The sequence below is a fragment of the Bradyrhizobium sp. USDA 223 genome (genome assembly GCF_044909005.1).
GTDB lineage: Bacteria > Pseudomonadota > Alphaproteobacteria > Rhizobiales > Xanthobacteraceae > Bradyrhizobium > Bradyrhizobium yuanmingense.
The window spans coordinates 4,152,004-4,173,684 of sequence record NZ_JBIYDR010000001.1 but is presented as its reverse complement, the minus strand read 5'-3'; the positions used below and the strand labels follow the sequence as shown (position 1 = coordinate 4,173,684).

Sequence of the window (21,681 nt, the reverse complement as noted above, 5' to 3'; positions counted from 1 at the left end):
TTTGCGAGTGGGATGCGCGATGACGATGCGATGGATGCTTGGCGCGGTGATTGTGCTGTGGCTCGCCGGCCCGGCGCTCGCAGGCAATCTCGATCCGGCCGCGGTGAACGAGGCTGCGCGTCCTGCGAAGCCGCCGGCCACCGACAAGCTGAATGCAGCCGTGGTGAAGCTTCAGGTGCTGCTCGATCGCGCGCAATTCTCGCCCGGCGAGATCGACGGCAAGCTCGGCGAGAACGCGCAGAAGGCGCTCAAGGCGTTCGCGGAGCAGAATGGCATCGCATCCGACAAGGCTGTGGCGCCGGAGCTCTGGGACAGGCTGACCGCAGCGAGCGAGGGCCCGATTCTCGTCGACTACAAGATCACCGACGCCGACGTGAAGGGACCGTTCTTAAAGAAGCTGCCGGCCAGGCTCGATGACATGAAGTCGCTGGACGCGCTGAGCTACACCAGCCCGCTCGAAGGACTTGCCGAGAAATTCCACATGAGCGCGGATCTGCTCAAGGCGCTCAATCCGGGCAAGGCGTTCGACAAGGCCGGAGAGACGATCGTGGTTGCCAATGTTCCGGCGCGGCGCGAGCTGCCGCGCATTGCCCGGCTCGAAGTCGATAAGACCAACGGGACCTTGAAAGCGTTCGACGCAAGCGGCGCTCTGCTGGCGTTCTATCCGGCGTCAGTCGGCAGTCCGGATCGCCCGACGCCAACGGGAACGCTGAAGGTCACCGCCAGCCACGAACTGCCGACCTACCGCTACAATCCCGAGTACAAGTTCAAGAGCGTCAAGTCCAAGAGACCGTTCGACATCAAGCCGGGGCCGAACAATCCGGTGGGCGCATACTGGATCGGCCTGTCGGCGCAGGGCTACGGCATCCACGGAACGGCAGAGCCCGACAAGGTCAGCAAGTCGGCGTCGCACGGCTGCGTTCGGCTCACCAATTGGGACGCGCGGGTGCTCGGCGAGAATGTGAAGCGCGGCATGCCCGTCGTCTTCCTCGATGCGCCGACGGAATCCTCATCGAAGCGGCAGGGCACGCCCGCTGCGAAGCGGGCCGCGAACTAGTCTTTCGGAAAATCCTTGCGCATCGCGATCTCCGCGGCGTCGCCGGGCGACAGCACGTTTTGATCGAAGGCGGCCTGCGGCGTCGTCATGATGTCGTAGAGCGAGATGCCCTTGATCGGCTTGCCCATGAGCTCGCGGACGCATTCGGCGAGCGTGCCGTTGTAGACGAGATAGGGCGAACCGCGATCCTTCAGCCGCTCGCCCTTCAGCGACGGCCATTTCTTCAACTCGGCCGGCGCGTCATAGGCGATCGGCGATCCCTCTTTGAACATGCGTTTGGCCCCGGTGGCTTGATGGCCGGGAAGTCTACAGCCGCCGGGTAAACGCCCGTTAAAGAATTGGTTCAAATCAGCCGGCAATGAAGGCGAGCAGGGTGCCGTTGGCCTTGGCCGGCGGCACGCAGATCGCAGCTCCGCTCCGCACGGCGGCCGGCCCCAGCGCCTTCTCGGTCGCGGCGAGATCGCCGCTGACCAGCACCAGCGCGGCGCCACCGCGTTCGGAGAGGCCGGTCAGCGACACGCCGGGATAGCGCTTGGCGAGCTGGTCCAGCGTCAGATAGACGAAGTCGGCGCGATCGCCGCCGGAGGGCACGATGACGGCGCCGTCCGCGTCGGTCTTCGCCTCGCGGTCGATCAGGCGGGCGAGATGCGCGGCCTCCTTGGCAGGCTCTGGCGTTGCGATCAGCGTCTGCTTGATCCGCTTGGCCGCATTGGCGTGGGTCATCAGCTCGGGGATCCACACGGTCTCGCGGGTCTTGTGCTGGCAGGCGAAGATGCGCACGCCGCCCGGCGCTTCAGCCGTCGGCCACATGAAGGTGCGGAATTTCGCCGCCGAGATCGTGCCGTCTGGCAGCGTGACGGGGCGTTCGAAATCGGTCGGGCCGATCGGCTCCAGGCCCCGTGCACGGATCTCCTCGGCGCCGGCGGCGCTATCGACTGCAGTGAAAGCGATGCGCTCGATGCCCTCGCCATGGCGCTCGACGAAGGCGCGGGCCGGCGCATTGTGCTCGGTTGCCACGAGCACGCCGAGCAGCTCCATGTAATCGGGGTCGAACATGATGGTGTAATTGCCGGTGCCCATATGCGCGCTGTGGGTGCCGCGCGGCGAGACCGTGAAGCCGAGTTGCCGATAATTCTCGGCAGCCTTGTCGAGATCCTTCACCATGACGACTGCGTGGTCGATACCGATGACGTTCTTGAGGGCCACTGTTGTTATTCCCCGATTGCAAGCTGATTTTGCGCCGCGCCGGCGGCTGCCGGCCATGTCTACGCCGGATGGGCCGTCAAGTCATTTTCAATTCGGCGAGAGATGCGGAATTTCATTCCGCGCGATGCATCCTCGTCCGGCGTGCGTCAGCGCGCCTGTTCGATATAGGCCGCGAGGACGGCGCGCTCCTCGCCGGTCATCTCGGTGATGTTGCCGGGCGGCATAGAATTGGACCAGGCCGCGACCCGTCCGATCAGGCGGATGTTGCGATGGATGTGCTCGGGCGTGTCTAGCACAATGCCCTTCGGCGCGGTGACGATGCCGGCCCAGACCGGCTCGGCTGCGTGACACATGCTGCAGCGGGACATCACGATCTCCTCGACATTGGCGGCCGTGACGGGCGCCGACAATGCGCCCGTCTTCACCTCGCGCGGTCCGGCGGCGGAGAGGAGGAGGATCGCAATCACGCCGGCCGCGGCCACGCCCCACACCCACCAGGGCGATTTGCGCCCGGCATGACGCTCGTTGAAGAAGTGGCGGATCACCGGCCCGAGCGCCAGGACGATCGCGACGATGATCCAGTTGAAGCGCGTGGCGTAGAGCAGGGGATAGTGGTTGCTGATCATCAGCACGACGACGGGAAGCGTCAGGTAATTGTTGTGGACCGAGCGTTCCTTGCTGGCCTTGCCGAGCTTGGGATCAGGCGCCTGTCCGGCGATCAGGCTGGCCACGATCTTCTTCTGGTTCGGGATGATTAGCGTGAAGACGTTGGCCACCATGATGGTGCCGATGATCGCGCCGATCTGGTTGAAGGCGCCGCGTCCGCTCAGCACATGGGTGAAGGCGTAAGTGAGTGCGACCAGGAACAGATAGCCGCCGATGGCGAAGGGCAGTTCGCGCTGGGCGAGCCCGGTGCGGCAGGCGGCCTCATAGAGCAGCCATGCCAGCGCCAGGCTGCAGAAGCTGAACAGTCCAGCCTGGAATGATGTGAGGTCGAGGATCGACTTGTCGACCAGGAACAACTCGGCCTCGAGATAATACACCACCACCATCAGCGCGAAGCCGGACAGCCAGGTGGTGTAGGCCTCCCATTTGAACCAGGTCAGCTCGTCCGGCATCTGGCTGGGCGCGACCAGGTATTTCATGATCCGGTAGAAGCCGCCGCCATGGACCTGCCAGGCCTCGCCCTGCACGCCGCCCGGCAGGTCGGCCTTCGGCTTCAGGCTGAGGTCGAGGGCGATGAAATAGAAGGAACTGCCGATCCAGGCGATTGCGGCCACCACGTGCAGCCAGCGCAGCAGCAGGCTCGCCCATTCCGATATGACGGATCCCCACATGATCTCCTCATCCGGCGCGACCTGGATGCCGCAGCCTCCATGACCGTAACCGGCGATCGCCGCCCTCACAATGTGTCGCACCGTTCAACCGCATTTTCCAGTATGATGGACTGCGGCTGATGCACATCGTGCGGGCATGAACTGACGTGGGATTCGGCAGTCGCCAAACTCGCCGAGAGACCTTTTGCGGGTGATCGGCGTTGACGCACGACACGCCCAAGGCGGAGGACGACGAATTGAGCGACAGGATAACGTTCGTGGCGATGCTCGCAGCGCTGCTGGCCGCTGCTGCGGCGGCCGGTGCACACGCCGAGCCCGTGTTGCAGGGCAAGGACGCCTATGGCGATTGGCGCGCCGACAAGCCCGGCACGGTCAGGCTGATCCGGCCGCAGGATCTGGTCAGGCCCGGCGCCACGCGATCGGTTGCGAGCTCGTCGCGCGTGGTGCCGCGTCCGCCGGAAGCCCAGCTCCAGGTGCCGGCCGGCTTCAAGATCGAGCTGTTCGCCGAAGGCCTGCGTGCGCCGCGCATCATCCGCGCGGCGCCGAATGGCGACGTGTTCGTTGCGGAAACACGCGCCGGTACCATTCGCGTGCTGCGCGCAGGCGAGGGCGGCAAGGTCGCCACCAACGAGGTGTTCGCCAGTGGTCTGCGGCAGCCGTTCGGCATCGCTTTTTTTCCGAACGGCGACAATCCGCAATGGGTCTATGTCGCCAACACCGACAGCGTCGTTCGCTTTCCGTACAAGGCCGGCGAACTGAAGGCGCGCGGCAAGGCGGAGACGGTTGTCGCAAGCCTGCCGGATGGGGGCCATTCCACCCGCGATATCGTCTTCACGCCCGACAACACGCGTATGCTGGTGTCGGTGGGTTCGCTCAGCAACGTCGCCGAAGGCATGGGCACGCCGCCCGGCGGGATGGAGGCGTGGGCGAAGACGCAGCCGCTCGGCGCCACATGGGCCAGCGAGCTCGAGCGCGGCGCGGTGCTGGCCTTCAACCCTGACGGCAAGGAGCGAAAGATCCATGCCACCGGTATCCGCAACTGCGTCGGCCTCGCGATCCAGCCGCAGACCGGTCTACCCTGGTGCTCGACCAATGAGCGCGACGGTCTCGGCGACGACCTCGTGCCCGATTACGTCACGAGCGTGAAGGAAGGCGCGTTCTACGGCTGGCCGTGGTTCTATATCGGTGGCAATGAAGACCCGCGCCATGCCGGCGCGCGGCCGGATCTCAAGGACAAGGTGACGGTGCCCGATGTGCTGATCCAGCCGCACTCGGCCTCACTCGGCATGACCTTCTACCACGGCGCGCAGTTTCCGCCCGAATACCAGGGCGACGCCTTCGCCGCCCAGCACGGCTCCTGGAACAGGTCGAAACGCACCGGCTACAAGGTGATCCGCATCCGCATGAAGGACGGCAAGCCGACCGGCGAGTACGAGGATTTCGTGACGGGGTTCGTCGTGAACGATACGGAAGTGTGGGGCAGGCCGGTGGGAGTGGCGGTGGCGAAGGATGGATCGCTGCTGATCTCGGAAGATGGCAACGGCACGATCTGGCGGGTGACGCACTGATCTTACCCTCCCCTGGAGGGCAGGGGAATCGCATGTAATCCTAAGGCATTGCGATTTGGAGAGAAATCGATTCTGAAGGTGACTCCCGGAGTTGGAAGGAGCGACCGATGGATCGATTTTCGGAGTGCTTCGAAGAGCTGCCCGACCCGCGTGCGGACAATGCGCTGCACGACCTGACGGAGCTTTTGTTCATCGCCCTGATGGCTACGTTGTGCGGAGCGACAAGTTGCACCGACATGGCGCTGTTTGCGCGGCTGAAGGCTTACCTTTGGCAGGACGTGCTGGTGCTTAAGCATGGATTACCGAGCCATGATACGTTCAGCCGTGTGTTCCGCATGCTCGATCCAAAAGCGTTCGAAGCGGCATTCCGACGCTTTATGGAGGCTTTCGCTCAAGGTGCGAAGATTGCACAGCCACAAGGCGTGATCGCGTTAGACGGCAAGGCGCTGCGGCGTGGCTACGAGAGCGGCAAAAGCCACATGCCGCCGGTCATGGTGACGGCCTGGGCGGCGCAGACGCGTATGGCGTTGGCCAATGTTCTGGCGCCAAACAACAACGAAGCTCTCGGCGCTTTGCAACTCCTCGAACTCTTGCAACTCAAAGGCTGCGTAGTGACGGCGGATGCACTGCATTGCCACCGCGGCATGGCCGAAAAGATCGTGACGCGGGGCGGCGATTACGTGCTGGCTGTGAAGGAGAATCAGCCCGCGCTGTTGGCTGACGCCAAGGCAGCGATTGCCGCAGCCACGCGCAAGGGTCAGAAGCCGGTCGCCACCACGGATGCAGACCATGGGCGAAAAGAAAAGCGCAGCGCGCTTGTCGTGCCCGTCAAAGACATGGCCCAAAAGCATAACTTTCCTGGCCTCAAGGCAGTCGCGCGGATCAGGAGCAAGCGGGGGAACGATAAAACCGTCGAACGCTACTTCCTGATGAGCCAGAACTACAGTCGAACGCAGGTTTTGCGCATTGTTCGCACCCATTGGACCATCGAAAACGGCCTGCACTGGCCGCTCGATGTCATCCTCGACGAGGATCTGGCCCGCAATCGCAAGGACAACGGTCCGGCCAACCTTGCCGTGCTCAGACGACTCGCCCTCAACGTCGCCAGAGCTCACCCCGATACAAAAATCTCCTTGCGCCTCAAGCTCAAGCGCGCCGGCTGGAACGATACCTTCTTCTTCGAACTCCTAGGCCACATGCGATAGCCCTGCCCTGGAGGGGGAGGGTCGGCGCGAAGCGCCAGGGTGGGGTGATCTCTCCACTCCGGCAGCGTTCGATGCGGAGAGACCGTCACCTCACCCCGCTGCGCATTCCGCTTCGCTGCATGCGCATCGACCCTCCCCCTTTAGGGGAGGGTAAGAGCAGCACGCTCGCCTCGACCTAGCCCCGTCTCACGCTCGCACCACCATCCACCGGCAGCGTCACGCCGGTGATGAAATTCGCCTCATCGCTCGCCAGGAACAGCGCGGCGTTGGCGACGTCCCAGCCCGTGCCCATCTTTCTGCGCAGCGGCACCTTGCTGTCGCGTTCGGCTTCGACCTCGGCGCGGGTTTTGTGCCATTCGCGGGCGCGGGTGTCGACGGCCATCGGCGTGTTCATCAGGCCGGGCAGGATGACGTTGGCGCGGATGCCGTATTCGGCGTTCTGGTAGGCGAGCTGTTCGGTGAAGGCGATCATCGCCGACTTCGTCGCTTTGTAGGCGACGTAAGGATAGGTGGTGATCGCGGCCATCGACGAGATGTTGATGATGGCGCCGCTTCTCTGCGCGCGCATGATCGGGATCACTTCCTTCGCCGCGAGAATGCAGCTCTTCAGATTGATGGCGACGACGCGATCGAAGGCCTCCTCGGTCAATTGCAGCAGCTCGGCATCGCCACCGGCGAGGCTGACGCCGACATTGTTGTGCAGCACGTCGATACGTTCCCAGCGCGATTGCGCGTCCGCAACCATCGCCTTGATGTCCGCAGCCTTGGTCACGTCCGCCTTGAAGGCCGCCGCCGTGCCACCTTTCGCGGTGATCATCGTGACCGTCTCCTGCGCCGATTCCGGATGGTGGTCGACACACAAGACCTTGGCGCCCTCGCGCGCGAAGGTAAGCGCGGTCGCGCGGCCGTTGCCCATGCCTTCGCCGGGGCTTTGCCCGGCCCCGACGACGATCGCGACCTTGTCCTTCAAGCGCATCTCGGCTCACTCCCGTCCTTGTCATTATTTTCGTGCAGACTAGCAATCGCGCTCCTGGGAGAGAAGAGCGCGCTTTCCGCGTTCATGTCATTGACATCACACGGAATTGCATGTGGCGGCCGGTCCATCGCGCATGGCTGGCCGTTGCGGTCCAGGAACCGTTCCGGCTTCGCTGCGTTTGTCGCGGAGCCTTTCCCGCGCTAGGCTCAGTCCCGGGGCTTCCCAACCACCAGTGGCTTGCCGATGAATCTGCTCGATCCGCAAGGGCCCGTGGCTGCTGGCAACAGCACCATCCTGGTCGATTCGGTCTTCATCATGCTCGTGATCGTGGTGCCGACCATTTTCGCGATTCTGGCTTTCGCGTTCTGGTTTCGCGCCTCGAATCCGAGGGCACGCTACCAGCCGGAGTTCGTCTATTCCGGCCGCGTCGAGATGGTGGTGTGGTCTATTCCGGCGCTCACCGTGATCCTGCTCGGCGGCGTCGCCTGGATCGGCTCGCACCAGCTCGATCCCGCCGCGCCCGTGCCGGGCACCGGCAGCCCGGTGCGAATCCAGGCGGTCTCGCTCGACTGGAAATGGCTGTTCATCTATCCGGACCAGCGCATCGCCACCGTCAACACGCTGACGGTGCCGGCCGGCGCCGAGCTGAATTTCCAGCTGACGTCATCGAGCGTGATGAACACGTTCTTCATCCCGCAGCTCGGCAGCATGATCTACACCATGAACGGCATGGTGACGAAGCTGAACCTGCGCGCCGACAACGAAGGCAAGCTTCAGGGCCTGTCCGCGCATTTCTCCGGCGACGGTTTCCCGGACATGATGTTCGACGTCAACGTAATCTCGCCGCTCGCCTTCCCAGACTGGGTGGCGAATACGGCGAAGACGGACGCGGTGCTGAACGAGGACAGCTACAAGAAGCTGATGCAGCAGGGCATTGAGAAGGGCAGGCCGGTCTACCGCCTCGACGATCCGCGCCTGTTCGATTTGATCGCGACCCAGCACATTCCGCCGGGGCCCGGGCCGGCCCTCGCCTCCGATGCAGGCCGGTCGCACAGTGGGGGCCATGATGCTCGGTAAGCTCGATTGGTCGGCCATCCCGCTGGACCAGCCGATTCCGCTCGTCGCCGGCGGGGTGGTGCTTGTCGCGATCCTCGGCGTGCTGGGCTGGGTCGTGGTGAAGGGACATCTGCCCTATCTCTGGCACGAATGGATCACCAGCGTCGACCACAAGCGCATCGGTGTCATGTACATCCTGCTCGCCTCGGTCATGCTGCTGCGCGGCGGCAGCGACGCCATCATGATGCGGATCCAGCAGGCTGTGGCGTATCAGTCGCAGGGCTATCTGCCGCCGGAGCACTACAACCAGATCTTCTCCGCGCACGGCACGATCATGATCTTCTTCGTGGCGATGCCGTTCGTGATCGGGCTGATGAACCTCATCGTACCGCTCCAGCTCGGCGTGCGCGACGTCGCCTTCCCGACGCTCAATTCGGTCGGCTTCTGGCTGACGGCGACGGGTGCGCTCTTGGTCAATATCTCACTCGTGGTCGGCGAATTCGCGCGCACCGGCTGGCTCGCCTTTCCGCCGCTGTCGGAACTGTCCTATTCGCCCGGCGTCGGCGTCGACTATTACGCCTGGTCGCTGCAGATTTCCGGCGTCGGCACGCTGGTGGCCGGCATCAACCTCGTCACCACCGTGCTGAAGCTGCGCACCAAGGGCATGAATTACCTGCGCATGCCGATGTTCTGCTGGACCACGCTGGCCTCGAACCTCCTCATCGTCGCGGCGTTCCCGATCCTTACCGCGACGCTGGCGATGCTGCTGCTCGACCGCTATCTCGGCTTCCACTTCTTCACCAACGAGGCCGGCGGCAACGTCATGATGTTCATGAACCTGATCTGGGCCTGGGGTCATCCCGAGGTCTACATCCTGGTGCTGCCCGCCTTCGGCATCTTCTCTGAGGTGGTCTCGACCTTCTCCGGCAAGGCGCTGTTCGGCTATCGCTCCATGGTGCTCGCGACCATGGCGATCTGTGTCGTCTCCTTCATGGTCTGGCTGCACCACTTCTTCACGATGGGCGCAGGTCCCAACGTCAATGCCATCTTCGGCATCGCCAGCATGATCATTGCGATACCGACCGGCGTGAAGATTTACAATTGGCTGTTCACGATGTATGGCGGCCGCATCCGTTTTGCGACCCCGATGTTGTGGTCGGTCGGCTTCATGGTGACGTTCCTCATCGGCGGACTGACCGGCGTGCTGCTCGCGGTGCCGCCGGCCGACTTCATGCTCCACAACAGCATGTTCCTGGTGGCGCACTTCCACAACGTGATCATCGGCGGCGTGCTGTTCGGCGTTTTTGCCGGCTTCGAGTACTGGTTCCCGAAGGCGTTCGGCTTCCGTCTCGACGAACGCTGGGGCAAGGCCGCGTTCTGGTTCACCTTCATCGGTTTCTTCATAACATTCATGCCGCTCTACATTGCCGGCATGCTCGGCATGACCCGGCGCATGCAGCACTACGACGTGGCGGCCTGGCGGCCCTGGATGATCGTTGCGGCGGTCGGCGTGGCGGTGCTGACGATCGGGGTGATCTGCCAGATCGTGCAGCTCGTCGTCAGCATCCGCAATCGCGAGGCGTTGCGCGACCGCACCGGCGATCCCTGGGACGGGCGCTCGCTGGAATGGGCAACCTCGTCGCCGCCGCCGGCGTTCAACTTCGCCTTCAACCCCGATGTGCGCGGCGAGGACGCCTATTGGGATATGAAGGCGCGCGCGAAGCAGCAATCGCTCGCGCATGAGACGCCGGATTATCAGGACATCGAGATGCCCCGGAATTCCCCGACCGGATTCGTCTGTGCCTTCTTCGCCACCATCATGGGATTCGCGCTGATCTGGCACATCTGGTGGATGGTGATCCTGGGCGGCTTGGGCGCTTGGGCGACCTTCGTCGTGTTCGCCTGGCGCGACCATGACGAATACGTCATTCCGGCCGAGGAGGTCGCCCGCATCGACCGCAGCAACATCCAGGAACGGCGCAACCTCGTCAGCATGGCGGGAGCAGTCTGATGGCGATGACCGCGACCGCAGGCCACGCCCACGCCGATCCCCATCATATCGGCCTCGTCATCGAGCATCCTGGCCCCGCGCCGAAGCGGATCGTGACCGCCTACGGCTTCTGGATCTTCCTGCTCTCCGACATCGTGATGTTCTCCTGCTTCTTCGCGGCCTATGCGGTGCTGTCAGGCCAGACCGCCGGCGGCCCCAAGGGCGCGGAGATCTTCGAGCAGAGGAACGTGGCGATCGAGACGGTCTGCCTGCTGCTGTCGAGCTTCACCTGCGGCATGGCCAGCATCGCCGCCGACGTGCGCAACCGGTTCTGGTTTTATCTTAGCATGACCGTGACCTGCGTGCTCGGGCTGATATTCCTCGTGCTGGAGTTTCGCGAATTTGCCGACCTCATCGCGCGTGGCTATGGCCCGTCACGAAGTGCGTTCCTGACCGCGTTCTTCTCGCTGGTCGGCTGCCATGGTCTGCACGTCTCGGCCGGCGTGCTGTGGCTGCTCACCATGATGGCCCAGGTGTTCGCAAAGGGCTTTCGCGCCGACATCTTGCGCCGGATGACGTGCTTTGCGCTGTTCTGGCACGCGCTCGACATCGTCTGGGTCGCAGTGTTCTCCGTCGTTTACCTGCTCGGAAGCGCGCCATGAGTGAGCAGACGCATGGGATGGTCAAACGCGACCTCGCGCCGGGCGAGGAAGAAGAGCATAGCGTCGGCGCAAGGATCCTCGGTTACGTCGTCGGGCTCGTGCTCGCGCTGCTGCTCACGGCGACGTCGTTCTTCATCGCCGGCACGGACCTGGTCTGGCAGCCCTCGATTCCCGTCGCGCTGATCGTGCTCGCGATCGCACAGATGGGCGTGCATCTGGTGTTCTTCCTGCACATCACCACCGGCCCCGACAACACCAACAACGTGCTGGCGCTCGCCTTCGGGCTGCTGGTGGTGTTCCTGGTGGTCGGCGGCACGGTCTGGATCATGGCGAATCTCAACGCCAACATGCCGCCGATGGACCAGATCATGCGGATGCAGTGATGGCGCTCTTTCGTGCAATGAGATTGGAATCGGTCGCTGTTCGGGTTCACCTCTCCCTTCGGGAGAGGTGAACCCCGGAGCTCGCATCGATTCAAAGTGTCGCTTTGCTTTAGCGACGCACAAAAAGAAAGAGCCGCTTGTTTGTGACAAGCGGCCCAAGTCTAGGGAGGAAACGCCCAAGCAAAGACAATCGGCCGAAGCCGGATTGCTGCCAAGGAACGCTCGCGCAAGGCGCTTGCGTAGGCTTACAAATGCAGCAACCGCCGACGAAGTTCAATTCCGGATCAATACGGTCTCGGATTACCACTCACGGGTGCGTGAGGGAGCTTGCTCACCTTGGCCGGCGGCAATTGTAGGCCTTGCGGAAGCCGGCCGCCTGGGCGTCGTCCTCCGAGCAGAACCAGCGATCCGGTGTCGTGGTCGCGGGATAGCTCGGGCATCCCCGCAGATGGTAGATGCCGATATTGCCGGTGACGCGGGCGCGCACCGCGAGCTTGCCCTTGATGCTGCAGTTGGGGGGCATCGTCAGCTCCTCCGGAAACAGCACGGCGCGGATTTCCTTGTCGCGGTCCGGGCGGCAGGCGGTGCCCAGCAGCGCGCCGTCCTTCTTGCCGCTGCGGAACTCTTGCGGTGCAACAAAACAGCCCTTCCAGATCCCCGCCGCCGTCGTCTTGGCCTCGGTGGCTGCCGGCTTGACGTTGGCCTTCATCGGCTCGCGTGCGAGGGCAAAGCCGAGCTTGATCAGCTGCTCGTTCAAGCTGGCCTTGTCACCTTCGGCCGTGCAGATGGCGCGGTGCCGCTTGCCAAAGCTCTTCTCGGGTCCGACATCGTCGCAGCGCACCGTTCGTTTGTTGATGAGCTTCGTGAGCTGGTCGCGGGCCTCGATGCCGCAGGTCCAGGCATCGGCTTTATTGTCGATGCAGACCTGGTCGAGCTCCGGCGCGTCGACGCCGTCGAGCCGGTAGGTGACGTCGCCGAGCTGGACCGAGTTGCCGTCACGGGCCGTCGCGGCGCCGGTGAGCGCGGAAACTGGTCCGGACGAGGCCAGAAATCCGGACAAGGCGAGAAACGAAACGAGCGCAAAAGCGCGGGCGGCGGCAAAGAATTTCTGGAAGGACATACGGTCTCGCTATCGATGGCTCGTGCGCCCCGTTCCTAGCATCCGGATGGGGCGAGACCAATGGTCTGCGCCTCGCGAAGTGCAACATTCCGGCCCCGCGGCTTTACTCCGCCGTCGCTCTGCCCGTATCGTTTGCCGGCCTTGCGAGGCGCGAAAGGCCGAATCGCCCGGTAAGCGGCGAGGGGGGAGGACAAGGTTGCGATGAAAGACCCTGTGGATGTCCTGATCATCGGCGCCGGCGCTTCGGGCGCGGCGGTGGCGTGGTCGCTGGCCGAGACCAAGATGCACATCCTCTGCCTGGAGCAAGGCGGCTGGATGAACCCGGCGGAATATCCCAGCACGGGCCGCGACTGGGAGGCTAAGTTCTACGGCGAATGGTCGTCGAGCCCGAACGTGCGCGCCCGGCCCGAGGACTACCCGATCAACGACGACAACTCTCCGATCAAGGTCGTGAACTACAACGCGGTCGGCGGCTCGACGGTGATGTACACCGCGCACTGGCCGCGGCTGCATCCCTCCGATTTCAAGGTGAAGACGCTCGACGGCGTCGCCGACGACTGGCCGATCGACTACGAGGCATTGACTCCGTTCTTCGAAGAGAACGATCGCATGATGGGCACGTCGGGCCTGTCAGGCGATCCGCTGTCGCCGCTGACGCATCCGCCGATGCCGCAGCAGCCGATGGGCCTGTCCGGCGCCATCATCGGCAAGGCCATGAACACGCTCGGCTGGCACTGGTGGCCGTCGGACACCACGGTCGCGACGATGGACTACGAGGGCCGGGCGCGCTGCATCAATCTCGGCCATTGCACGCCGGCCTGCGCGCAAGGCGCAAAATCCTCCACCGACATCACCTATTGGCCGCATGCGATCCGCGCCGGCGTCGAGCTGCGCACGCATTGCCGGGTGCGCGAGATCACCACCGACGAGAACGGCATGGCCTCGGGCGTGGTCTATTACGACAAGGACGGCATCGAGCAGTTTCAGCCCGCGCATGTCGTCGTCATCGCCTGCAACGGCGTCGGCACGCCGCGGCTGCTGCTCAACTCGGCATCGGGCCGCTTCCCCAACGGTCTCGCCAATTCGTCGGGCCTCGTCGGCAAGAACCTGATGTTCCATCCCTATGCGCAGATCTACGGCTATGTGAAGGAGCCGACCGACTCCAACCGCGCGCCGCCGACCTGCCTGTGGAGCAAGCAATGGTACGACACCGACCTGTCGCGCGGTTTCGTGCGCGGCTATGGCGTTCAGTTCGTGCGCGGGGCCGGGCCGGTGTTCGAAGCGGTCGTGAGCGAGCAGAAGGGCATCTTGCCGTGGGGCGAGGATCACCACCGCGTGTTCCGCAGGCTCAACGGCCATCGCTTGGGTTTCTCCGCGATTTGCGAGGACCTGCCCGAGGAGCACAATCGCGTCACGCTCGATCCGGTGCTGAAGGACAGCCACGGCATTCCCGCGCCGAAGGTCGACTACACCATCAGCGAGAACAGCCGAAAGATGATGGAGCACGCGCTGGCGCGCGGCCGCGAGTTTCTCGAGACGGCCGGCGCGACCGACATCTGCGTCAACTCGCCGATTCCCTGGGGCGGCTGGCACCTGCTCGGCACCGCGCGCATGGGCACCGACCCCGAGCGCTCCGTCGTCAACGAATGGGGCCGCTCGCACGACGTGAAGAACCTCTTCATCGTCGACGGCAGCATCTTCGTCACCTCGGGCGGCGTGAACCCGACTTCCACCATCCAGGCCCTCGCGCTCTACATTGCCGACCAGATGAAGCAGCGCCTCGCCAATTTGTTCGATTGAGGCTGTAATGTCCGCAGACAACCAACTGACACGCAGGCAGCGCGACGATCTCCGCGCTATCGCCGCGATGATCATCCCGGCCAGTGACGAGTACAAGGTGCCGGGCGCCGATGATCCCGCGATCCAGGCGGACATGCTAGCAACGCTCGGTCGCGATACCAAATTGGTCGCGGCGGCGCTGGATCATTTGGCGCGGCTCGCCGGCGCCCCGCTCGCCGAGCTCGATGCCGCCAGACGCGATGCGGTGGTGCACGAGTTTCGGAAGAGCGGCGGTGCCGCCGCGGCAACGCTCGTCCGTGTCGTGCTGCAATGCTATTACCGCGACGACCGCGTGCTGGGCTCGCTGGGGCTCGAGCTGCGCGCGCCATTCCCCAAGGGCCATGTGCTCCCAGAGGGGGACTGGTCGCTGCTCGATCCGGTCAAGGCGAGAGGTGGTTCGCTGCGGCGCCCGCCCTAGCCATCTGGGCAGTCCGGCCCAGCGCTCCAGGCGGGCCACTTGCATCGGCGGGAGCAGGCCACCATCTGTGTGAGCCTCAAGGACTCTTGCCATGTTGGACTTCACCTCAGATATCGCCGATGACGCACCGTCATCGCGGACGACGGCGCCTGGCCCGGCCGATGACCGGGCGCTGCTGGACGCCTATTCCCATGCCGTGATCGACGTCACCGATCGCGTCGGCCCTGCGGTCGTGCGCGTCGAGACCGGCCCCAAGGTGCCGAACGGCCGGAAGCGCGGCGGGCTCGGCTCCGGCATCGTGATCTCGCCGGACGGACTCGTGCTCACCAACAGCCATGTCGTCGGCACGTCGAAGGAGATCCGGCTGCGCGACGTCGAAGGCCATGTCGGCGACGCCCAGGTGCTCGGCGTCGATCCCGACACGGATCTGGCGCTGTTGCGCGCCAATGGCGTGCGGCACTTGCCCTATGCCGCGCTCGGCAATTCCAAGAATCTGCGGCGCGGCCAGCTTGTGATCGCGATCGGCAATCCGCTCGGCTTCGAATCGACGGTGACGGCCGGCGTGGTCTCCGCGCTCGGCCGCTCGATCCGCTCGGTGAGCGGGCGCACCATCGAGGACGTGATCCAGACCGACGCCGCGCTCAATCCCGGCAATTCCGGCGGGCCGCTGGTGTCGTCGCATGCCGAGGTGATCGGCATCAACACCGCGATCATCAATGGCGCGCAAGGAATCTGTTTTGCGGTGGCCAGCAACACCGCGCAATTCGTGCTGTCGGAGATCATCCGCCACGGCTATGTCCGCCGCGCCTATATCGGTGTCGCCGGGCAGACCGCGCCGGTCCCGCGGCGGCACGCGGTGCTGGCCGGGGTCGAGAACAAGATGGGCGCGCTTCTGATGCAGATCGAGCCGGATGGACCAGCGGCGAAGGCAGGCCTGTTGCCCGGCGACGTCGTGATCAGGCTCGACGGCGTCGAGATCAACGGCGTCGACGATCTGATCCGCGTGCTGGACCGCGACCGGATCGGCCGCCGGCTACCCATGGACGTGCTGCGCCTCGGCCGCCTCCGGGCGATCGACATCGATCCCGTAGAGCGCAAGCCGGCGCGCTAGCGCAGAGCGGTAGCGAGCACGTCTCCACGATCTCGTCATTGCGAGCGAAGCGAAGCAATCCAGACTGTCTCGGCGGAAAGACTCTGGATTGCTTCGTCGCAAGGGCTCCTCGCAATGACGCGGAGAGAGCATGGGCCTTCCCCCGCTACTCCGCAGCCGCGGCGAAGCGGCTGTTCTCGAGCTCCGCTTCCAGCCGCGCCGTCTCGGTCGCCGCCAGCTTGATGTTGGCCTCCTTGACGTGGCCGAAGCCGCGGATGGTCTCCGGCACGCGCGCAAGCCGCGTCAGCAGCGAGATCTGCTCCGGCTTCAGCCCTGTGATCCGCTGATCGATCATCGCCAGATAATCCGCGATCAACTTCCGCTCGGTCCGGCGCTCCTCGGTGCGGCCGAACGGATCGAACACGCTGCCGCGCAGGACCTTGAGCCTGGCGAGCAGGCGGAAGCCGTGGATCATCCAGCTGCCGAATTCCTGTTTCTGCAGGTGCCCGGTCGTCTTGTCGCGCTTGGCGAAGATCGGCGGTGCCAGATGGTACTTCAGCGTAAAGTCACCATCGAATTTTTCGGACACCTTTTTTGCAAAACTGCCGTCGGTATAAAGTCGGGCGACCTCATATTCGTCCTTGTAGGACATCAGCTTGAACAGGTTCTTTGCGACCGCTTCTGTGAGCTCGGTTGACCCGGGCGAAGCCGCGCTCTCCGCCTTGCGCACCTTCGCGACGGCTGCGATGTAGCGGTCGGCATAGGCCTTGTCCTGATAGGAGTTCAGGAATTCCGCGCGCGTCGCGATGGTGTCGTCGAGCGATTTCGCCGGCGCGGACGCTCTCGCCTTGAACTGAAGCACGCTGCGCACGCGCGACATGTCGTGGGCTGCGAGACGGCCCCAGGTGAAGGCGAGCTTGTTCATCTCGATCGCAGCGCCGTTGATCTCGATGGCACGGAGCAGGGCCTCCAGCGACAGCGGGATCGCGCCCTTCTGGAACGCAAAGCCCAGCATGAACGGGTTGGTTGCGATGGAATCGCCCATCAGGGCCGCGGCAATGCCTGTCGCGTCGATGATGTCGAGGTTGTTGTCGCCGATAGCGTCGCGGAGCACGGTCTGCATCGCGCCCATCTCGAAATCGAGATCGGGGTTTTGCACGAAGCTCGCGGTCGGCTGCAGATCGGCGTTGATGTAGGCCGTGGTCACGCCGCGCTCGGCGCGGCTCAGCGCCGTCGGGCCCGCGGAGACGATCATGTCGCAGCCGAGGATGACATCGGCGCCGCCGGTGGTGATGCGGACGGCGGAGATGTCTTCCGGCCTCCGTGCGATGCGGACATGGCTCATCACCGCGCCGTTCTTCTGCGACAGGCCGGTGAAGTCGAGCGCCGAGCAGCCGCGGCCGTCGACATGGGCGGCCATGCCGAGCAGGGCTCCGATGGTGATGACGCCGGTGCCGCCGATGCCGGTGACGAGGACGTTGTAGGGCCCGTCCAGCTCACGCGCCGGCGGCAGCGGCAGATCCGCGAACAGCTGGCCGGAATCCACAGCCGAGGTCTTCATCCGCTTCAGCGAGCCGCCATGGACGGTGACAAAGCTCGGGCAAAAGCCCTCGACGCAGGAAAAGTCCTTGTTGCAGTTCGACTGGTCGATCTGGCGCTTGCGGCCGAATTCGGTCTCCAGCGGCTGCACCGAGACGCAGTTCGAGGCCTGCGAGCAATCGCCGCAGCCTTCGCAGACCAGCTCATTGATGAAGGCGCGCTTGGCGGGATCGGGATAGAGCCCGCGCTTACGGCGGCGGCGCTTCTCGGCGGCGCAGGTCTGGTCGTAGATGATGACCGTTAGGCCCTTGATATCGCGCAGCTCGCGCTGCACGGCATCGAGCTCGCGGCGGTGGTGGATGGTCGCGCCCTGCGGGAAGTAATTGCCTTGCGGGTATTTGCTGGGATCATCGGAGACGATCGCAAGCCGCTTGACGCCTTCGGCCCAGACTTGATGGGCGATCTGCGCGACGTTGAAGGCGCCTTCGGCGGGCTGGCCGCCGGTCATCGCCACGGCGTCGTTGTAGAGGATCTTGTAGGTGATGTTGATGCCGGCGGCCGAAGCTGCGCGAAGCGCGAGAAGCCCGGAATGGGTGTAGGTGCCGTCGCCGAGATTCTGGAAGATGTGCGTCTCGTTCGTGAAGGGCGACTGGCCGATCCAGTTCACGCCCTCGGCGCCCATATGCGAGATCAAGTCCGTGCGGCGGGTCGGCATGCTCAGGGCCATGCCGTGGCAGCCGATGCCGGCCATGGCGCGGCTGCCATCGGGCACCCGCGTCGAGGTGTTGTGCGGGCAGCCCGAGCAGAAGAACGGCGTGCGCGCTAGCTTGATCGGCGTGCTGGTCGTGACGGGATTGTCGAAGGCCTCGAGCCGGGCGAGGCGCTGCTCCAGCACGGGACTGTGATGGCCGAGCTTGCGCAAGCGCGCCACCAGCCCGCCAGCGACGATGGTCGGCGTCAGCTCGCCCTCGCTCGGCAACAGCGGTGCGCCGCGCTCATCGCGCTTGCCGGTGACGGTCGGGCGCTTTGAGGCATCGACGTTGTAGAGGATCCGCATCAGCTGGTCTTCGATGAAGCCGCGCTTCTCCTCGACCACCAGCACGTCCTGAAGGCTTTCGGCGAAACGCCTGGCGCCGCTTTCCTCCAGCGGCCAGGTCATCGCCACCTTGTAGATGCGCAAACCCAGGTCCTGCGCGTCCTTGTCGGTGATCCCCAGGTCGGCGAGCGCCTGGCGCAGATCGAGATAGGCCTTGCCGGTGGCGACGATGCCGAGCCGGGCGGGCTTGGAATCGAGCACGATGCGGTCAAGCTGGTTGGCGCGGGCGAAGGCCTGCACCGCGGCCATCTTCGGCCCGAACAGCCGCTTCTCAGCCTCCAGCGGCGGATCGGGCCAGCGGATGTTGAGGCCGCCGGGCGGCATCTCGAAATCGTCGGGCACCACGATCTTGATGCGTTCGGGGTCGCTATAGATCGAGGCCGAGCTCTCCACCGTCTCGCTGATCGCCTTGAAGCCGACCCAGCAGCCCGAGAAGCGCGACAGCGCAAAGCCGTAGAGGCCGAGGTCGAGATAGTCCTGCAGCGTCGCCGGATTGATCACCGGAATCAGCGCCGCCGCGAACACCTGCTCGCTCTGATGCGCCAGCGTCGAGGATTGGCAGCCGTGGTCGTCCCCGGCGAGCGCCAGCACGCCGCCATGAAGCGAGGTGCCGGCGGCATTGGCATGCTTGAGCGCATCGACCGAGCGGTCGACGCCCGGGCCCTTGCCGTACCAGATGCCGAACACGCCATCGACCTTGGCGCCGGGAAACAGGCCGACCTGCTGGCTGCCCCAGACGGCGGTTGCGGCGAGGTCCTCGTTCAGGCCTGGGACGAAAGCGATGTCGTGCTGCTGAAGGTGCGACTTCGCGCGCCACAACGCGTGGTCGTACATGCCGAGCGGCGAACCGCGATAGCCCGAGATGAAGCCGCCGGTGTTGAGCCCCTGAAGCCGGTCGCGTTCGCGCTGCAACATGGGCAGGCGGACCAGGGCCTGCGTCCCGGACAGGAAGATCCGCTTCGATTCGAGCCGGTATTTGTCGTCCAGCTCGACCTGCAACAGCGTCATTTCGGAAGTCCTCGTCTTTCGTTCGGCGGGAGGTTTGCGCTGCGGGAGGGATCGCGGCTGCGCGACGCGAATTGTGACAGTCAAAAGGAAGGGCCAGCGAAGTCAATATCGCTGGCCGCATCCGTGGCGCTCCTGCTAGTCATGGCTTGCACGCGGAGGAAAACATGACGGCGTTCGAGACCGAGATCACTCAGACCGGAGGCGCCTTGGTCGGGCCGTGGCGCCGGCCTCGCCAGATGCTGCAGGCGCAGACCTACGACGCGCACGCCTCGATCCATGACGACGCCACCGCGCAGAAGCTTGGCTTCAAGGGCGGGACGATCGAGGGTCCGACGCATTTCAGCCAGTTTGCCCCGCTTTGCGAGCGGCAATGGGGGCAGGTTTGGTTCGAAAGAGGTTGCCTTTCTGCCCACTATCGCAGCGTCTGCTACGAGGGGGAAGAGGTGCAGGCGATCCTGATGGCTTCTTCGGATGAGCAACCGGAGTGTCAAATTCAAATGGTCAAGCGGGACGGCACCGAGGTGCTGCGCGGCACGGCCTCCATCATCGACAGCCCAACGGCCCTTGGTCTGCGTCTGCGTGAGCTTAAGCCGCTCGCCGACCCGGTGATCCTTCGCGACGTGCAAGTCGGCGTGACCAGCAAGCGGCAATCGGTGCGCATGGCGTTCGACCAGAATATGGGCGACCTCTATCCGTTCTCGCTTCGGCAGAAGCTCGCCGTCATCACCGAGAGCTCGCCGTACTATTCGGGCGCGGACAATCCGTGGGGCAAGCCCATCATCCCGATGGAGATGCTGAGCGTGCTGTTCCAGTACCGCTCCAAGGACGATCCGCTGCCGGCCAAGGGCCCGGCAGTCGGCCTGTTCGCCGACCAGGAGATCCGCCTGCTGAAGGGGCCGCTCTTCGAGGGCGAGGAATACGAGGTCGAGCGCGAAGTCGTCGCGCTCTCGGGCAGCCGCCGCACCGAAAGCGCCTGGGTCAAGACGCGCGTGTTCGACAAGGCGGGCACGATGGTCGCAACCATGTTGCTCAACGCGGCAACGCTGAAGGAGTCTTACGCCCCGTATGAGGAAGAGCATCGGCGGTTGTATGGGGCGGGGCGGTAGCCTCTGCTCGTCATTCCGGGGCGCGCGTAGCGCGAACTATGATGCGCAATTGCGCATCAGAGAATCCATCTCACCTCGCGCACTGCCGCCCGATGGATTCCGGGCTCGACGCTTCGCGTCGCCCCGGAATGACGAGCGGAGGCCGCTCATCCTTTAAGCAGATGCACGGTGCGAAGCCGTCGCACAGGGAATAAGCAGGCGCCGATCGCCGGCGTAACCTTCTGACTGCGCAACTAATTCCCTCGCGGCTCTCGCCCCATCGCAATTGTACACAATGGCACGGCCTTTGCAGAACTCCCGGCCAGGAGAGTTCTCGCGGGGCCGTCATGTTGAACTCAGCCAAGCCGACAAGGGGCGTCGTCAGCGCCGAGCCCGAGCCGATCACGCTCGACTGGCCCGCCACCGCGCTCCTCATCATCGACATGCAGCGCGACTTCATGGAGCCCGGCGGTTTCGGCGAAACGCTAGGCAACGACGTCAGCCAGCTCGCGCGCGCGGTGAAGCCGATCGGCGCGGTGCTGACGGCGGCGCGCGACACCGGCATGCTGGTCATTCACACGCGCGAGGGGCATCTGCCCGATCTCTCCGACGCGCCGCCGGCCAAGGTCGAGCGCGGCGCGCCGAGCCTTCGCATCGGCGATCCCGGTCCGATGGGGCGCATCCTCATTCGCGGCGAGGCCGGCCACGACATCATTCCCGAGCTCTATCCGCTCGACAGCGAAATCGTGATCGACAAGCCCGGCAAGGGGGCGTTCTACGCGACCGAGCTCGGCGAGGTCCTGGAGAAATACGGCATCGAGAATTTGCTGGTGTGCGGCGTCACCACCGAAGTGTGCGTCAACACCACCGTGCGCGAGGCCAACGACCGCGGCTATCGCTGCGTCGTCATCGCCGACGGCTGCGCGTCCTACTTCCCCGAGTTTCACGAGATGGGCCTGAAGATGATCAAGGCCCAGGGCGGGATCTTCGGCTGGGTCGCGGATTCAGCCGCAGTTCTGGAGGCAATGAAGGTTTCGACCACATAG

18 protein-coding genes are annotated in these 21,681 nt (G+C 64.6%); 12 read left to right on the top strand and 6 right to left on the bottom strand.

What is annotated here, in order from left to right; all coding sequences use genetic code 11:
* Positions 1–19 precede the first annotated feature (19 nt).
* Positions 20–1,057 carry a L,D-transpeptidase family protein gene (locus tag ABIA40_RS19230; protein WP_404542842.1) on the top strand — a complete coding sequence of 346 codons (1,038 nt, stop codon included), beginning with the start codon at positions 20–22 and terminating at the stop codon, positions 1,055–1,057.
* Here ABIA40_RS19230 and ABIA40_RS19225 read toward each other — a convergent pair.
* From ABIA40_RS19225 to ABIA40_RS19215, 3 genes are all read right to left on the bottom strand, one after another.
* Complete coding sequence (locus tag ABIA40_RS19225) at positions 1,054–1,329, bottom strand: hypothetical protein (RefSeq protein WP_271545635.1); 276 nt, start codon at positions 1,327–1,329, stop codon at positions 1,054–1,056. The genes ABIA40_RS19230 and ABIA40_RS19225 overlap by 4 nt on opposite strands.
* 76 nt (positions 1,330–1,405) lie before the next feature.
* Positions 1,406–2,263, bottom strand: coding sequence for a VOC family protein (locus ABIA40_RS19220; RefSeq protein WP_271545633.1), 858 nt, complete (start codon positions 2,261–2,263; stop codon positions 1,406–1,408).
* Positions 2,264–2,409: 146 nt separating this feature from the next.
* Positions 2,410–3,600 carry a urate hydroxylase PuuD gene (locus ABIA40_RS19215; RefSeq protein ID WP_404546278.1) on the bottom strand — a complete coding sequence of 397 codons (1,191 nt, stop codon included), beginning with the start codon at positions 3,598–3,600 and terminating at the stop codon, positions 2,410–2,412.
* A 263-nt stretch (positions 3,601–3,863) separates the two neighbouring features.
* Between ABIA40_RS19215 and ABIA40_RS19210 the strand changes: the two genes are divergently transcribed.
* Both ABIA40_RS19210 and ABIA40_RS19205 read left to right on the top strand, forming a co-directional pair.
* A complete protein-coding gene (locus ABIA40_RS19210; protein WP_404546276.1) occupies positions 3,864–5,168 on the top strand; it encodes a PQQ-dependent sugar dehydrogenase in 1,305 nt (434 codons plus the stop codon).
* Positions 5,169–5,275: 107 nt separating this feature from the next.
* Positions 5,276–6,373 carry an ISAs1 family transposase gene (locus ABIA40_RS19205; RefSeq protein ID WP_404542838.1) on the top strand — a complete coding sequence of 366 codons (1,098 nt, stop codon included), beginning with the start codon at positions 5,276–5,278 and terminating at the stop codon, positions 6,371–6,373.
* A 175-nt stretch (positions 6,374–6,548) separates the two neighbouring features.
* On the opposite strand, the gene ABIA40_RS19200 is transcribed toward ABIA40_RS19205, so the two are convergent.
* Positions 6,549–7,349: an SDR family NAD(P)-dependent oxidoreductase gene (locus ABIA40_RS19200; RefSeq protein WP_271545629.1), complete on the bottom strand. Its 801-nt coding sequence runs from the start codon at positions 7,347–7,349 to the stop codon at positions 6,549–6,551.
* Between the two features lie 243 nt (positions 7,350–7,592).
* Here ABIA40_RS19200 and ABIA40_RS19195 point away from each other — a divergent pair, with 243 nt between their 5' ends.
* The 4 genes from ABIA40_RS19195 to cyoD are packed head-to-tail and all read left to right on the top strand — an operon-like array spanning position 7,593 to position 11,440.
* The gene (locus tag ABIA40_RS19195) at positions 7,593–8,426 is read left to right on the top strand and encodes a cytochrome ubiquinol oxidase subunit II (protein ID WP_271545627.1); all 834 of its coding nucleotides are present in this window, start codon (positions 7,593–7,595) and stop codon (positions 8,424–8,426) included.
* On the top strand, positions 8,416–10,416 hold the full coding sequence (gene cyoB, locus ABIA40_RS19190) for a cytochrome o ubiquinol oxidase subunit I (protein ID WP_271545677.1): 2,001 nt from the start codon (positions 8,416–8,418) through the stop codon (positions 10,414–10,416). The genes ABIA40_RS19195 and cyoB overlap by 11 nt, the downstream gene beginning before the upstream one ends.
* Positions 10,416–11,057 carry a cytochrome (ubi)quinol oxidase subunit III gene (locus ABIA40_RS19185; RefSeq protein ID WP_036026017.1) on the top strand — a complete coding sequence of 214 codons (642 nt, stop codon included), beginning with the start codon at positions 10,416–10,418 and terminating at the stop codon, positions 11,055–11,057. Before cyoB ends, ABIA40_RS19185 begins: the two co-directional genes overlap by 1 nt.
* The gene (gene cyoD, locus ABIA40_RS19180; protein ID WP_036026014.1) at positions 11,054–11,440 is read left to right on the top strand and encodes a cytochrome o ubiquinol oxidase subunit IV; all 387 of its coding nucleotides are present in this window, start codon (positions 11,054–11,056) and stop codon (positions 11,438–11,440) included. The genes ABIA40_RS19185 and cyoD overlap by 4 nt, the downstream gene beginning before the upstream one ends.
* A gap of 331 nt (positions 11,441–11,771) precedes the next feature.
* Here the strand turns inward: cyoD and ABIA40_RS19175 are convergent, their stop codons facing one another.
* The gene (locus ABIA40_RS19175) at positions 11,772–12,560 is read right to left on the bottom strand and encodes a thermonuclease family protein (RefSeq protein ID WP_404542834.1); all 789 of its coding nucleotides are present in this window, start codon (positions 12,558–12,560) and stop codon (positions 11,772–11,774) included.
* Between the two features lie 201 nt (positions 12,561–12,761).
* On the opposite strand from ABIA40_RS19175, the gene ABIA40_RS19170 reads away from it, so the two are divergent.
* From ABIA40_RS19170 to ABIA40_RS19160, 3 genes are all read left to right on the top strand, one after another.
* On the top strand, positions 12,762–14,360 hold the full coding sequence (locus tag ABIA40_RS19170) for a GMC family oxidoreductase (RefSeq protein ID WP_404542832.1): 1,599 nt from the start codon (positions 12,762–12,764) through the stop codon (positions 14,358–14,360).
* Positions 14,361–14,367: 7 nt separating this feature from the next.
* Positions 14,368–14,817, top strand: a complete 450-nt coding sequence (locus ABIA40_RS19165) for a hypothetical protein (protein ID WP_057026817.1) — start codon at positions 14,368–14,370, stop codon at positions 14,815–14,817.
* A gap of 91 nt (positions 14,818–14,908) precedes the next feature.
* Positions 14,909–15,928, top strand: coding sequence for a S1C family serine protease (locus tag ABIA40_RS19160; protein WP_404542830.1), 1,020 nt, complete (start codon positions 14,909–14,911; stop codon positions 15,926–15,928).
* Between the two features lie 145 nt (positions 15,929–16,073).
* Here ABIA40_RS19160 and ABIA40_RS19155 read toward each other — a convergent pair whose 3' ends face one another.
* The gene (locus ABIA40_RS19155; protein ID WP_404542828.1) at positions 16,074–19,550 is read right to left on the bottom strand and encodes an indolepyruvate ferredoxin oxidoreductase family protein; all 3,477 of its coding nucleotides are present in this window, start codon (positions 19,548–19,550) and stop codon (positions 16,074–16,076) included.
* A gap of 164 nt (positions 19,551–19,714) precedes the next feature.
* Between ABIA40_RS19155 and ABIA40_RS19150 the strand changes: the two genes are divergently transcribed.
* Positions 19,715–20,656 (top strand): hypothetical protein, encoded by a 942-nt coding sequence (locus ABIA40_RS19150; RefSeq protein ID WP_404542826.1) that lies wholly within the window; start codon positions 19,715–19,717, stop codon positions 20,654–20,656.
* A gap of 326 nt (positions 20,657–20,982) precedes the next feature.
* Complete coding sequence (locus tag ABIA40_RS19145; RefSeq protein WP_225139651.1) at positions 20,983–21,681, top strand: cysteine hydrolase family protein; 699 nt, start codon at positions 20,983–20,985, stop codon at positions 21,679–21,681.

What these genes read in the sequence shown, in the direction of transcription:
- ABIA40_RS19150 (WP_404542826.1), top strand. Translation starts at nt 19,715, where the DNA reads ATGACGGCGTTCGAGACCGAGATCACTCAGACCGGAGGCGCCTTGGTC.
- ABIA40_RS19210 (WP_404546276.1), top strand. Translation starts at nt 3,864, where the DNA reads ATGCTCGCAGCGCTGCTGGCCGCTGCTGCGGCGGCCGGTGCACACGCC.
- ABIA40_RS19185 (WP_036026017.1), top strand. Translation starts at nt 10,416, where the DNA reads ATGGCGATGACCGCGACCGCAGGCCACGCCCACGCCGATCCCCATCAT.
- cyoD (WP_036026014.1), top strand. Translation starts at nt 11,054, where the DNA reads ATGAGTGAGCAGACGCATGGGATGGTCAAACGCGACCTCGCGCCGGGC.
- ABIA40_RS19165 (WP_057026817.1), top strand. Translation starts at nt 14,368, where the DNA reads ATGTCCGCAGACAACCAACTGACACGCAGGCAGCGCGACGATCTCCGC.
- ABIA40_RS19175 (WP_404542834.1), bottom strand. Translation starts at nt 12,560, where the DNA reads ATGTCCTTCCAGAAATTCTTTGCCGCCGCCCGCGCTTTTGCGCTCGTT.
- ABIA40_RS19215 (WP_404546278.1), bottom strand. Translation starts at nt 3,600, where the DNA reads ATGTGGGGATCCGTCATATCGGAATGGGCGAGCCTGCTGCTGCGCTGG.
- ABIA40_RS19145 (WP_225139651.1), top strand. Translation starts at nt 20,983, where the DNA reads ATGTTGAACTCAGCCAAGCCGACAAGGGGCGTCGTCAGCGCCGAGCCC.
- ABIA40_RS19205 (WP_404542838.1), top strand. Translation starts at nt 5,276, where the DNA reads ATGGATCGATTTTCGGAGTGCTTCGAAGAGCTGCCCGACCCGCGTGCG.
- ABIA40_RS19170 (WP_404542832.1), top strand. Translation starts at nt 12,762, where the DNA reads ATGAAAGACCCTGTGGATGTCCTGATCATCGGCGCCGGCGCTTCGGGC.
- ABIA40_RS19155 (WP_404542828.1), bottom strand. Translation starts at nt 19,550, where the DNA reads ATGACGCTGTTGCAGGTCGAGCTGGACGACAAATACCGGCTCGAATCG.
- ABIA40_RS19225 (WP_271545635.1), bottom strand. Translation starts at nt 1,329, where the DNA reads ATGTTCAAAGAGGGATCGCCGATCGCCTATGACGCGCCGGCCGAGTTG.
- ABIA40_RS19195 (WP_271545627.1), top strand. Translation starts at nt 7,593, where the DNA reads ATGAATCTGCTCGATCCGCAAGGGCCCGTGGCTGCTGGCAACAGCACC.
- ABIA40_RS19160 (WP_404542830.1), top strand. Translation starts at nt 14,909, where the DNA reads ATGTTGGACTTCACCTCAGATATCGCCGATGACGCACCGTCATCGCGG.
- cyoB (WP_271545677.1), top strand. Translation starts at nt 8,416, where the DNA reads ATGCTCGGTAAGCTCGATTGGTCGGCCATCCCGCTGGACCAGCCGATT.
- ABIA40_RS19230 (WP_404542842.1), top strand. Translation starts at nt 20, where the DNA reads ATGACGATGCGATGGATGCTTGGCGCGGTGATTGTGCTGTGGCTCGCC.
- ABIA40_RS19200 (WP_271545629.1), bottom strand. Translation starts at nt 7,349, where the DNA reads ATGCGCTTGAAGGACAAGGTCGCGATCGTCGTCGGGGCCGGGCAAAGC.